Origin of the sequence: Kitasatospora sp. NPDC036755, from assembly GCF_040636595.1 — a bacterium.
Taxonomy (GTDB): domain Bacteria; phylum Actinomycetota; class Actinomycetes; order Streptomycetales; family Streptomycetaceae; genus Kitasatospora.
On record NZ_JBEZUT010000273.1, the window covers coordinates 1 to 12,109 of the forward strand.

A 12,109-nucleotide genomic window follows, 5' to 3' on the forward strand; every position below is an offset into this window, starting at 1 on the left:
GCGGTCGGGCGCGCGCGGCTACCGGGACGCGGTGCGCGCGGCCGAAGGGCTCGAGCCGGACGGAGCGGCGGGCGGGGAACCGGACGGCCGGTAGCCGGCCGGTCGGCGGTCAGGCCGCCGTGGCGGCGTGTTCCGGGCGCCGCTGCGGCGGGACGAGTTCGCCGATGGCCTCGCCGACGAGGACGACGAGTTCGGCGAGCCGCTCCAGGTCGAGGTGGTCGGGCAGGTCGGTCAGCGAGATGATCCGCTCGCCGGCCGGGCCGGCCACGGCGAACAGGTCGATCGGCCCGAGGTGCTTCTCGGCGGTGTCCACGAGGGCGGCGACGTCGCTGGGGCGGCGGATGTCGCCGCAGACGCCGACGACGGGGCAGCCCGGCCGGTCGAGTTCGGCGGCGAGGTCCTCGGCGACGCCGACGTACTGGTCGGCGATCAGCATTCCGGCGGCGTCCGCCGCGGCGAACCGGCGGGCGAGGCCCGCGCCCGACCCGCCGTCGAGGACCGCGATGACGACGACTGACCCGCTGACCCGCATGGCCTGCTCCTCCCTGTGGACGACACCGCACCGGCGCCCACGCGTACTGCGGAGGATCGTAGGCACGTCCTGACCCTCCGCAACAGGGATTACCCCTCAGGTGACCAGGCTCACGCCCGTCCTGCGGCCAAGAGTCGGCCAAGAGCCGCCCACGACCGGCCCACGGCGTGTACACGCCCGGGCGCGGGAGGCCGCGGCGGAGGTGTCGGGGGCCGGGCGGGCCCGCCGGAGCGGGGGCGGGCCCGGTGCACCGGATACGGTCGGTCCATGCCAGCTCAGCCCGACCCCGCCCGGCCCGCCGCCTCGCCGTCCGACGCCCCCGCCCCACAGCTGTTCACCTGGGAGTTCGCCGCCGACCCGTACCCCGCCTACGCCTGGTTGCGCGAGCACGCCCCGGTGCACCGCACCACCCTGCCGAGCGGGGTGGAGGCCTGGCTGGTGACCAGGTACGCGGACGCCCGGCAGGCGCTGGCGGACGGCCGGTTGTCGAAGAACCCGGCGCACCACAGCGAGCAGGCGCACCGCACCGGCCGGGTGGGCATCCCGGGGGAGCGGCAGGCGGACCTGATGACCCACCTGCTGAACATCGACCCGCCGGACCACACCCGGCTGCGCCGGCTGGTGTCCAAGGCGTTCACCCCGCGCCGGGTGGCCGAGTTCGAGCCGCGGGTGCAGCAGCTCACCGACCGGCTGATCGACGGCTTCGCGCAGCGCGGTTCGGCGGACCTGATCCACGAGTTCGCCTTCCCGCTCCCCATCTACGCGATCTGCGACATGCTCGGGGTGCCGGCCGAGGACCAGGACGACTTCCGTGACTGGGCCGGGATGATGATCCGTCACGGCGGGGGGCAGCGCGGCGGCGTGGGCCGGGCGGTGAAGCGGATGCGGGCGTACCTGCTGGAGCTGATCCACCGCAAGCGCGCGGACCTCGGGGACGACCTGATCTCGGGCCTGATCCGGGCCAGTGACCACGGGGAGCACCTGACCGAGAACGAGGCCGCGGCGATGGCCTTCATCCTCCTGTTCGCGGGTTTCGAGACCACCGTGAACCTGATCGGCAACGGCACGTACGCGCTGCTGCGCAACCCGGAGCAGCGCCGGCTGCTGCAGGAGTCGGTGGCACGCGGGGAGAGCGCGCTGCTGGAGACCGGGATCGAGGAACTCCTGCGCTACGACGGGCCGGTGGAGCTGGCGACCTGGCGGTTCGCGACCAGTCCGCTGACCATCGGCGGGGTGGACATCCCGGTCGGCGATCCGGTGCTGGTGGTGCTGGCCGCGGCGGACCGCGACCCGGCCCGGTTCGCGGCGGAGAACACCCTGGACCTGGCCCGGGCGGACAATCCCCACCTGGGGTTCGGGCACGGCATCCACTACTGCATCGGCGCCCCGCTCGCCCGGCTGGAGGGGCGGGCCGCGCTGGCCACGCTGCTCTCCCGGCTGCCGGACCTGCGGCTCGCGGAGAGCCCGGAGAACCTGCGCTGGCGGGGCGGCCTGATCATGCGTGGGCTGCGCGAACTGCCGGTGGAATTCAGCCCGGAGAGCCGCTCCCCGCACGCCCCTCCGACCGGTTCTCCGGCCACGTCTCCGCAGGCTCCTTCGGAGGCCGCGAAGGGCTGACCGGACGTCGCCGATCGCCTGTCGGGTGCGGTGTGAACACCCATCAATCCGGACATAACGCCGCTGTTGGTAGGCGATCGGACACGGGCCGTAATTCTCGTGTGATATCGACGATATGAGCTTGTGATTGATCTGAAGATCTGTCTACTCTCCCTGGAGTTCGCAGCTGCGGACCCCGTACGCGGAACGCCGAATCCTGCCCGCCGCGCCACGGGAAACCGACCAGAACCCTGGGCAGGGGCGGGGGAACCAGGTTTGTTGCCGTCTCCCCACGGCTTGGGGTGAAGCCGCCCGAGCGGAGTCGTCTCCGCGCACGGCGGCCGGGCCACCTCCCGGTCCGAACCCGACAGCTCACCTCGCAGGCGTGCGGAGAGGGACCTCTTCATGCTGTTCGTTGGAACTGGCCGCCACCGTCGTCGCACCCAGGCCGAGAAGGCCATCGCCGTCGCCGGTGTGGCCGGCGTCGGACTCGCGATGCCGCTCCTCACCGCCACCGGCGCCTCCGCCGCCCCGGCCTCCACCTGGGACGCCGTCGCCCAGTGCGAGAGCGGCGGCAACTGGAGCATCAACACCGGCAACGGCTTCTACGGCGGCCTCCAGTTCACGTCCAGCACCTGGAAGGCGTACGGCGGCGCCGCCTACGCGCCGCAGGCCAACCAGGCCAGCAAGGCCCAGCAGATCTCGGTCGCCGAGAAGGTGCTGGCCTCGCAGGGCCCGGGCGCCTGGCCGGTCTGCTCGCAGAAGGCCGGTCTGACCAAGGGCGGTGCCCCGGCCGCGGTCGACACCTCCTCGGACAGCAAGCCGCAGTCCGCTCCCAAGCAGCAGGCCCCGAAGCCCGCCGCCAAGCCGGCCGAGAAGCCGGTCGCCCAGAAGCCCGCCGCCCAGAAGCCGGCGCAGAAGCCCGCCGCGCAGCCGGTCCAGCAGGCCGCCCCGCAGCAGCAGGCCCAGCCGCAGGCCCCGGGCTTCTCCGGCAAGGCCGGCTGGGACGCCGACGCCAAGGTGTACTGGTACCAGAGCAACGGCGCCTGGTACTGGACCAGCCACCAGAGCGTCTACCAGCAGTACGCCGGCCAGGCCGCCGCCCAGCCGCAGTACGCCCCGCAGGCCCCGCAGGCCGCCGGCCACGACTACACCGTCCGCGCCGGTGACACCCTGTCGACCATCGCCACCGCCCAGGGCGTCTCCGGTGGCTGGCACGCGCTGTACGAGCAGAACCACTCCACCGTCGGCGGCGACCCGAACCTGATCATGCCGGGTCAGGTGCTGCACGTCGGCTGAGCCCTCGTGCCGCCGAGCCGCTGAGCCCTCGTGTCTTCGAGCGGCCGGACCGCCTCCGCCGGCACCGCTCCGCCCCGACGTCCGAAGGGGACCGGTCCTACCGGTCCCCTTCGTCCGCATTCGCCCTTCCCGGTGGGACAAGCTGGGACAAGCAGGTGAACTACCGGTGGGTAGCGGGGCCACACGCTGAGACGGGACCGAGGCGGAGGTGGCCCCGGGAGCCCGGGCGGTTAGGCTCTGGTCGTAACGACTCCGCAATCGTCCTGCTGACAGCACCACCGTCAGACCGGACCCTGCTTCCGCAAGGAGATGCCTCGTGCCGTCCATCGATGTCGTCGTAGCCCGTGAGATCCTCGACTCGCGCGGCAACCCCACGGTCGAGGTCGAGGTCGGCCTCGACGACGGCAGCACGGGTCGTGCCGCTGTCCCGTCGGGTGCCTCCACCGGCGCCTTCGAGGCGCTGGAGCTGCGTGACGGTGACAAGAACCGCTACTTCGGCAAGGGCGTCGAGAAGGCCGTCCTGGCCGTCATCGAGCAGATCGGCCCGGAGCTGGTCGGCTACGACGCCACCGAGCAGCGGCTGATCGACCAGGCCATGCTGGACCTGGACGCCACCCCGGACAAGTCCTCGCTCGGCGCCAACGCCATCCTGGGCGTCTCGCTGGCCGTCGCGCACGCCGCCTCCGAGGCCAGCGACCTGCCGCTGTTCCGCTACCTGGGCGGCCCGAACGCGCACGTCCTGCCCGTTCCGATGATGAACATCCTCAACGGCGGGTCGCACGCGGACTCCAACGTCGACATCCAGGAGTTCATGATCGCCCCGATCGGCGCGGAGTCCTTCTCCGAGGCCGTCCGCTGGGGCGTCGAGGTCTACCACACGCTCAAGGGCGTGCTGAAGGAGCGCGGCCTGTCCACCGGTCTGGGCGACGAGGGCGGCTTCGCCCCGAACCTGGACTCCAACCGCGAGGCCCTGGACCTCATCGTCGAGGCCATCCAGAAGGCCGGCTACGTGCCCGGCCGTGACGTCGCGCTGGCCCTGGACGTCGCCTCCTCCGAGTTCTACGAGGACGGCGCCTACCAGTTCGAGGGCAAGGAGCTCACCTCCGCCGAGCTCATCGAGTACTACGCCGAGCTGGTCGCCGCCTACCCGCTGGTCTCCATCGAGGACCCGCTGGACGAGTCGGACTGGGACGGCTGGAAGGCCATGACCGACAAGCTGGGCGACAAGGTCCAGCTGGTCGGCGACGACCTGTTCGTCACCAACCCGGCCCGCCTGGCCCGCGGCATCGAGACCGGCACCGCCAACGCGCTGCTGGTCAAGGTGAACCAGATCGGTTCGCTGACCGAGACCCTGGACGCCGTCGAGCTGGCCCAGCGCAACGGCTACCGCTGCATGATGTCGCACCGCTCCGGCGAGACCGAGGACGTCACCATCGCCGACCTGGCCGTCGCCACCAACTGCGGCCAGATCAAGACCGGTGCCCCGGCCCGTTCCGAGCGCGTCGCCAAGTACAACCAGCTGCTGCGCATCGAGGAGATCCTCGACGACGCCGCCGAGTACGCCGGCCGCGGCGCCTTCCCGCGCTTCCGCGCCGCCGAGTGATCAGCGCGCCGAGCACGAGGGCCGGGCGCTCCCGCTAGCGCACGCCTGACCGGTGCCCCGCCGTTCACCCCGTAGGGTGGACGGCGGGGCACCGTCGCGACCAGGAGGGGATACGGGAGATGGCTGGCTGGAGGATCCCGGGCTTGGCGGCCCGGCCCCGGTTCACGAGCCGGGCGACCGTCCTCGTCCTGGTGCTCTGCTCGCTGGTGGCGATCCTCGCCTACCCGACGCGGCAGTTCATCTCCCAGCGCGCCGAGATCTCCGCCCAGCGGGCGAAGGCCGACCACGCGCGCCAGCAGGTCGAGCAGCTGCGCCGGGAGAAGGCCCGCTGGCAGGACCCGGAGTACGTCAAGGCGCAGGCCCGCGCCCGGCTGCACTACGCGGTGCCGGGGGAGACCCCGTACATCGCCGTGGACCCGGGTGGCCAGGCCTCCGCCCAGCCCTCCTCGTCCGCCGCCGGCGCCGCTCCGGCCCCGAACGGCGCCGCCGCCGGCCAGGTGACGGCCGCCAAGCCCTGGTACGCCAGCATCTGGGACTCGGTGGACGCCGCCGACACCGCCGCCGCGGCGGCCCCCGACACCCCTGTTCCCCTCCCACCGTCCTCCGTTGGAGACACCTCCCCCCATGACCACTGAGAACCACCCCACCGTCTCCGACGCCGACGTCGCGGCCATCGCCGCCCAGCTCGGCCGGGTGCCGCGCGGCCTGCGCGGCGTGGCGCACCGCTGCCCCTGCGGCAACCCGGACGTCGTGGAAACGGCCCCCCGGCTGCCGGACGGCACGCCGTTCCCCACGCTCTACTACCTGACCTGCCCCAAGGCCGCCTCGCTGATCGGCACCCTGGAGGCGGAGGGCGTGATGAAGGACCAGAGCGCCCGGCTCGCCGAGGATCCGGAGCTGGCCGCCGCCTACCAGAAGGCGCACGAGGACTACATCGCCCGGCGCGACGCGATCGAGGTGCTGGAGGGCTTCCCGAGCGCGGGCGGCATGCCGGACCGGGTGAAGTGCCTGCACGTGCTGGTCGGCCACTCGCTGGCGGCCGGCGAGGGCGTCAACCCGCTCGGCGACGAGGCGATCGGCATGCTGGAGGACTGGTGGGCCAAGGGCCCGTGCGTCTCCCCGGCCGAGGTCGAGGCCGCCGGTGAGCGGGTCGCCCGCAACCGCGCCAAGGAACAGGACCACGAGGCGGTGATCGCCGCCAAGCGGCAGAAGACCGCCGAGCGCGCCGCCAGGAAGCGTGCCGCCGAGGACACGGCGGAGCAGGGCCCGGACGCGGAGCGGGAGTCCGAGTGACCATGACCCGCGTGGCCGCGATCGACTGCGGCACCAACTCGATCCGCCTGCTGGTCGCCGACCTCGACCCGGAGACCGGGCAGATCACCGACCTGGACCGCCGGATGATCGTCAACCGGCTGGGCCAGGGCGTGGACCGGACCGGCCGGCTGCACCCGGACGCGCTGGCCCGCACCTTCGCGGCCTGCCGGGAGTACCAGGAGATCATCTCCGGCTACGGCGTCGGCCCCGACCGGGTCCGCTTCGTCGCCACCAGCGCCTCCCGGGACGCGGAGAACAGCGACGAGTACGTCAAGGGCGTGCGCGACGCCCTGGGCGTCGAGCCCGAGGTGGTGAGCGGCGAGGAGGAGGCGCACCTGTCCTTCGTGGGCGCCACCAAGGAGCTGACCGGTGGTCAGTTCCCCGGCCCCTACCTGGTGTTCGACCTCGGCGGCGGCTCCACCGAGTTCGTGCTCGGCACGGACGACGTGCTGGCCGCGCGCTCGGTCGACATCGGCTGCGTGCGGCTCACCGAGCGGTACTTCGGCGATGCCGAGCTGCCCTCCGAGGAGCAGGTCGCGGCCGCCCGGGCGCACGTGCGGGCCGAGCTGGACCGGGCCGAGGAGGTCGTCCCGCTGACCGGCGCCGGCACCCTGGTGGGCCTGGCCGGTACGGTCACCACGGTGTCCGCGATCGCCCAGGGGCTGCCGGACTACGACTCGGCGGCGATCCACCACTCGCGGGTCGGCCGGGAGCGGGTCGCCGAGATCACCCGGGAGCTGCTGGCCGCCTCCCACGCCGAGCGCGCGGCCATCCCGTCGATGCACCCGGGCCGGGTGGACGTGATCGCGGCCGGGGCGCTGGAGCTGCTGGAGATCATGGAGCGCACCGGCGCGGCCGAGGTGGTCGTGAGCGAGCACGACATCCTCGACGGCATCGCCTGGGGCATCGCCCGCTGACCTCCCGCGGGGCCCACCCGGACCGGCCCCGGCACCCCTTTCGGGTGGCCGGGGCCGGGGCGCGCCCGAGCGCGGGTGGGAAAGTTCGTGAATTTCTTCACATGGCGATCCGGTCATTCGCCGCATCGACCCGCCCGCTACGTCCGAAATGTGGGACCGAAGGCCCGTCGGCCGGGCGGCCCATGGGATCGCAGGTCAGGGCTCGTTCGAGGTTTGAAAATCGAAATCACGCGCGGGAACCCGGACCCTGTGCGGATCGTTGCTGCTCAGGCCGGTGGTGCTCCGGCGTGCGCGTGCGCGGGGTCGCCCAGGGGTGGGGGCCGCCGTGCCGGGCCCGGTTTTGCGGCCGCGCAGTGTAGCACGGGGGGTCCGTCAACTTGTGACCGGGCTCACGAGGGCTGCTCCGGACGGTGCTGGATACTTTCGGATATGAGCACCACGGAGCGTCCTCGCATCCTCATTGTCGGCGGTGGTTACGTCGGCCTGTATGCCGCGATGCGCATCCTCAAGAAGATGCGCTACGGCGAAGCGACCGTCACGGTCGTGGACCCGCGGTCGTACATGACGTACCTGCCCTTCCTCCCCGAGGCGGCCGGCGGCAGTGTCGCGCCGCGCAACCTCATCGCGCCGCTGCGCAGCACCCTCAAGAAGGCGGAGGTGCTGACCGGGTCCGTCACCGGCATCGACCACGCCCGCAAGGTGGCCACGATCCAGCCGGCGGCCGGCGACAGCTACGAGCTGCCCTTCGAGTACCTGGTCGTCGCGACCGGCTCGGTCTCCCGCACCTTCCCGATCCCGGGTCTGGCGGAGAACGGCCTCGGCATGAAGACGGTCGAGGAGGCCATCGGCCTCCGCAACCACGTCATGGCCCAGCTCGACAAGGCCGAGTCCACCACGGACGAGGAGATCCGCCGCAAGGCGCTGACCTTCGTGGTGATCGGTGGCGGCTTCGCCGGCATCGAGACGGTCGCCGAGGTCGAGGACATGGCCCGCGACGCGGCCAAGCTGTACAAGACCGTCAGCCGCGAGGACATGCGCTTCGTGGTGGTCGAGGCGGCCAACCGCATCCTCCCCGAGATGGGCCCGGACCTCGGTCTGTGGACCAAGGAGAAGCTCGAGGAGCGCAACATCGAGGTCTACATCGAGACCTCCATGGACTCCTGCGTCGACGGCCACGTCATGCTGAAGAACGGCATGGAGATGGACGCCTCCACCATCGTGTGGACGGCCGGCGTGAAGCCGAACCCGGTGCTGGCCGACTTCGGCCTGCCGCTGGGCCCGCGCGGCCACGTCGACACCGCGCCGACCCTGCAGGTCCAGGGCTTCGACTACGTCTGGTCCGCCGGCGACAACGCCCAGGTTCCCGACCTCGCCGCGGGCGAGGGCGCCTGGTGCCCGCCGAACGCCCAGCACGCCAGCCGCCAGGCCGTCGTCCTCGGCGACAACGTGATCTCCGGCATGCGGGGCTTCCCGCAGAAGGAGTACAAGCACAAGAACCTGGGTGCGGTCGCCGGTCTCGGCCTGCACAAGGGCGTGGCGATCCTCTTCGGCAAGTACAAGCTGAAGGGCCGTCCGGCCTGGTGGTTCCACCGCCTGTACCACGGCGCCATGGTGCCGACCTTCAACCGCAAGGTCCGCGTCTTCACCGACTGGACGCTCGCGATGTTCCTCAAGCGCGAGATGGTCGGCCTCTCCCAGATGGAGAAGCCGCAGCTGCCGATCCAGGAGGTCACTCCGCCCACCAAGCCCGTCGAGGCCGCCAAGCCGGCCGCCGACAAGGAACTCGCCAGCAAGTAAGCGACTGAGACCCCGGTGTGGGAGCACCGGGGTATGAGTCGGAGGCCCTCCGCCCGGCAGCGTTGCCGGACCACGACCTCCGTGGTGCTCAGCCGGCCGTGCGACCGGGCGGAGTACAGAAGTAGAAGGTCCCCTGCCGAAACCCTCCGGCAGGGGACCTCTCTCGTTCCTGGACCGGTCAGTCGGTCTTGATGCTCGACAGGATGTCCAGCTTGGACGCCCGGCGGGCCGGCCAGATCGCGGCCACCAGGCCGACCACCGCGGCCAGCACCAGGAACAGCGCCAGCTCGCCGAACGGCAGGACCGTGGTCAGGCCGGAGAGGCTGGACTTCAGGGTGCCGTTGATCGCCCAGGCGATGAAGCAGCCGAGCAGCAGGCCGATGCCGGCGCCGAACAGCGAGATCACCACGGACTCCAGGCGGACCATCCGCTTGATGCCGCCGCGGTCCAGGCCGATCGCCCGCAGCATCCCGATCTCGCGCTTGCGCTCGAAGACCGACATCGCCAGCGTGTTGACCACGCCCAGGATCGCGATCAGGACCGCCATCCCCAGCAGGCCGTACATCAGGTTCAGCGCGAAGGTGATGGTCTGGCTGAAGTCTTCCCGGATGTCCTGCTTGGACTTCACCTCGATCACCGGGTTGGCGCCGGTGGCGTCCTTCAGCGCCTGCTTGAGGCCGTCGGTGGCGCCGTCCTTCCCCTTGACCAGGACGTCCGAGATGTAGGGCTTCGGTTCGTGCTTGACGACCTCGCTGTTGGCCAGCACGACCGAGCCGAGCGTGCCGCCCGGCCGGAACACGCCGCCGACGGTGAGCTGCCCGGTGGAGTCGTCCGAGAAGGTCACGTTCAGGACCGAGCCGGTGGTGACGTTCAGCTTCTCGGCGGCCTTCTCGTCGACCAGCAGCCGGCCGTTGCCGAAGTCGGCTGCGGAGCCGCTGGTCAGCTGGAGGTCGGAGAGCTTGTCGAGGGCGGCCGCGTCCACGCCGGTGACCGTCTTGTAGGTGCCGTTGAGCTTCCAGTCGGAGGTGGTCGTCGCCGAGGAGACGGCGACCCCGGGGGCCTTGGCGATCTGGGCGGGCACCTGCTCGGACAGGCTCATGCCGTTGGCGGCCCCGACGACGTAGTCGGCCTTCATCGACCTGGTGACGGCCCGGTCGACGGTGTCGTTGACCGAGGCGCCGATCACGGTGAGCCCGGTGACCAGGGTCAGACCGATGGTCAGCGCGGCGGCGGTGGCCGCGGTGCGGCGCGGGTTGCGCACCGCGTTCTGCTGGGCGAGCTTGCCGGGCATCCCGCCGAGCCCGCGCAGCAGCGGGCCGACCAGCGCGACCACCGGACGGGAGAGCAGCGGCAGCAGGACGAACACGCCGATCAGGGTCAGGAAGGCGCCCAGCGCGACCGGGATCCGGCCGCTGCCGTTGCCGGTGGAGGCGCCGTAGCCGATCAGTGCCAGGCCGCCGCCGGCGAGCACCGAGCCGATCGTGTTGCGGACCACGAGGCTCTTCTGGGACACCGGCTGGTCGCCGCTGCTCATCGCGGCCACCGGGGCGATCCGGGCGGCGCGGAGGGCGGGCAGCAGGGCCGAGGCGACCGTCACCAGGATGCCGACCACGATCGTCACCGCGACGGTGACCGGGCTGATCACCAGCGAGCCGGTCGGCATGCTGTCGTTCATCGCGCCGATCAGCGACTGCATCCCGGCGCCGATCCCGATGCCGGCCAGCAGGCCGGTCACGGCGGAGACGGTGCCGATCAGCAGGGCCTCGACCAGCACGGACCGGGTGACCTGCTTGCGGCTGGCGCCGATGGCGCGCAGCAGGGCCAGCTCCTTGGTGCGCTGGGCGACCAGCATGGTGAAGGTGTTGGCGATGATGAAGATGCCGACGAAGAGCGAGATGCCGGCGAAGGCCAGGAACATCGTGCGCAGGCTGCTGCTGGACTTGGTGATCTGCTCCTGCTCGTCGGCCTTGAGCTTGGCGCCGGTCTCCACGTCGAACTGGCGGCCGGACGACACCTTGGGCTCGACCTCGGCGAGCAGCGCGTCCTGGCTGGTGCCGGGCTTGGCGGTGAGCACGATGCTGCTGTAGCGGCCGGGCTCCAGCAGGATCTGCTGGGCGGTGGCCTTGTCGAACAGGGTGAGCGTGCCGCCGGAGTTCACCACCGGGTCGTCGGTGGTGAACAGCCCGGTGAGCTTCGCCTCGATGACCGGGCCGTTGGCCGCGATCCGGACGGTGTCCCCGACCTTGTAGCCCGCCTTGTCGGCGGTCTTGCGGTCGAGTGCGATCTCCTTGGCCGTCTTCGGGCCCTGGCCCTCGACCATGGCGTAGCGCGGGTCCTTGCCGTCCTGGCCCGGCGCGAAGTTGGCGCCCCTGGCGGTCCAGACCTGGCCGATCAGGTCGCCCTTCTTGTCGGCGACCCCGGTGAAGCCGCTGACCACGCCGCGGGCGGCGGCGGTGCCCGGCAGGGCGGCCAGTTGCTGGACGGTGGCGTCGGTGAGGGCGGCCGAGCCGCCCTCGGCCTTCTGCCGGGCGGAGGCGCCGGAGCCGGCGGCGCGGTCCACCACCTGGACCGAGACGTCCGAGTAGCTCTTGGAGTTGTTGTCCCGCATGGCCTTGGCGAAGGTGTCGGAGAAGACCATGGTGCCGGCCACGAAGGCGGTGCCGAGCATGACGGCCAGCGCCGTCATCAGCAGCCGGCCCTTGTGGGCCAGCACGTTGCGCAGTGCGGTGCGATACATGGGGTGTCCTGGGAGGAATCGGTGAGCGGGCTACGGCTGCCGGTGTGTCAGCTGGTGCGGCCCTTGGCGTCGAAGCGGCGCATGCGGTCCAGGACGGTGTCGGCGGTGGGCTGGTGGAGTTCGTCGACGATGCGGCCGTCGGCGAGGAAGACGACGCGGTCGGCGTAGGAGGCGGCGACCGGGTCGTGGGTGACCATGACGACGGTCTGGCCGAGTTCGCGCACCGAGTTGCGCAGGAAGGAGAGGATCTCGGCGCCGGAGCGGGAGTCGAGGTTGCCGGTGGGCTCGTCGGCGAAGACGATGTCGGGCTTGGA

General features: G+C 71.7%; 8 protein-coding genes, 2 pseudogenes and 1 riboswitch. Of the genes and pseudogenes, 7 read left to right on the top strand and 3 right to left on the bottom strand.

The window, feature by feature from the left end; all coding sequences use genetic code 11:
* Nucleotides 1-109 precede the first annotated feature (109 nt).
* On the bottom strand, nucleotides 110-532 hold the full coding sequence (locus tag AB0E96_RS30835) for an SDR family NAD(P)-dependent oxidoreductase (protein WP_359829067.1): 423 nt from the start codon (nucleotides 530-532) through the stop codon (nucleotides 110-112).
* Nucleotides 533-799: 267 nt separating this feature from the next.
* Between AB0E96_RS30835 and AB0E96_RS30840 the strand changes: the two genes are divergently transcribed.
* The 7 genes and pseudogenes from AB0E96_RS30840 (at nucleotide 800) to AB0E96_RS30870 (ending at nucleotide 9,058) form a co-directional block, all read left to right on the top strand.
* Nucleotides 800-2,149, top strand: a complete 1,350-nt coding sequence (locus tag AB0E96_RS30840; protein ID WP_359829068.1) for a cytochrome P450 — start codon at nucleotides 800-802, stop codon at nucleotides 2,147-2,149.
* Nucleotides 2,150-2,359: 210 nt separating this feature from the next.
* A riboswitch (cyclic di-AMP (ydaO/yuaA leader) is annotated at nucleotides 2,360-2,528 on the top strand.
* Between the two features lie 5 nt (nucleotides 2,529-2,533).
* On the top strand, nucleotides 2,534-3,427 hold the full coding sequence (locus AB0E96_RS30845) for a transglycosylase family protein (protein ID WP_359829069.1): 894 nt from the start codon (nucleotides 2,534-2,536) through the stop codon (nucleotides 3,425-3,427).
* Between the two features lie 316 nt (nucleotides 3,428-3,743).
* Complete coding sequence (gene eno / locus AB0E96_RS30850; RefSeq protein ID WP_359829070.1) at nucleotides 3,744-5,030, top strand: phosphopyruvate hydratase; 1,287 nt, start codon at nucleotides 3,744-3,746, stop codon at nucleotides 5,028-5,030.
* Between the two features lie 119 nt (nucleotides 5,031-5,149).
* Complete coding sequence (locus tag AB0E96_RS30855; protein WP_359829071.1) at nucleotides 5,150-5,665, top strand: septum formation initiator family protein; 516 nt, start codon at nucleotides 5,150-5,152, stop codon at nucleotides 5,663-5,665.
* Nucleotides 5,637-6,152 (top strand): annotated as a pseudogene (locus AB0E96_RS30860) (DUF501 domain-containing protein); the annotation flags it as partial. The gene AB0E96_RS30855 and the pseudogene AB0E96_RS30860, both read left to right, overlap by 29 nt.
* A gap of 173 nt (nucleotides 6,153-6,325) precedes the next feature.
* Nucleotides 6,326-7,261, top strand: a complete 936-nt coding sequence (locus tag AB0E96_RS30865) for a Ppx/GppA phosphatase family protein (protein ID WP_359829074.1) — start codon at nucleotides 6,326-6,328, stop codon at nucleotides 7,259-7,261.
* Between the two features lie 429 nt (nucleotides 7,262-7,690).
* On the top strand, nucleotides 7,691-9,058 hold the full coding sequence (locus AB0E96_RS30870) for an NAD(P)/FAD-dependent oxidoreductase (RefSeq protein WP_359829072.1): 1,368 nt from the start codon (nucleotides 7,691-7,693) through the stop codon (nucleotides 9,056-9,058).
* Between the two features lie 178 nt (nucleotides 9,059-9,236).
* Here AB0E96_RS30870 and AB0E96_RS30875 read toward each other — a convergent pair whose 3' ends face one another.
* Both AB0E96_RS30875 and AB0E96_RS30880 read right to left on the bottom strand, forming a co-directional pair.
* Nucleotides 9,237-11,795: an FtsX-like permease family protein gene (locus AB0E96_RS30875; protein WP_359829073.1), complete on the bottom strand. Its 2,559-nt coding sequence runs from the start codon at nucleotides 11,793-11,795 to the stop codon at nucleotides 9,237-9,239.
* Between the two features lie 47 nt (nucleotides 11,796-11,842).
* Nucleotides 11,843-12,109: pseudogene (locus AB0E96_RS30880) on the bottom strand (ABC transporter ATP-binding protein); the annotation flags it as partial.

Coding starts and splice junctions, on each gene's coding strand:
- AB0E96_RS30870 (WP_359829072.1), top strand. CDS start 7,691: ATGAGCACCACGGAGCGTCCTCGCATCCTCATTGTCGGCGGTGGTTAC.
- AB0E96_RS30845 (WP_359829069.1), top strand. CDS start 2,534: ATGCTGTTCGTTGGAACTGGCCGCCACCGTCGTCGCACCCAGGCCGAG.
- AB0E96_RS30875 (WP_359829073.1), bottom strand. CDS start 11,795: ATGTATCGCACCGCACTGCGCAACGTGCTGGCCCACAAGGGCCGGCTG.
- AB0E96_RS30840 (WP_359829068.1), top strand. CDS start 800: ATGCCAGCTCAGCCCGACCCCGCCCGGCCCGCCGCCTCGCCGTCCGAC.
- AB0E96_RS30855 (WP_359829071.1), top strand. CDS start 5,150: ATGGCTGGCTGGAGGATCCCGGGCTTGGCGGCCCGGCCCCGGTTCACG.
- AB0E96_RS30865 (WP_359829074.1), top strand. CDS start 6,326: ATGACCCGCGTGGCCGCGATCGACTGCGGCACCAACTCGATCCGCCTG.
- AB0E96_RS30835 (WP_359829067.1), bottom strand. CDS start 532: ATGCGGGTCAGCGGGTCAGTCGTCGTCATCGCGGTCCTCGACGGCGGG.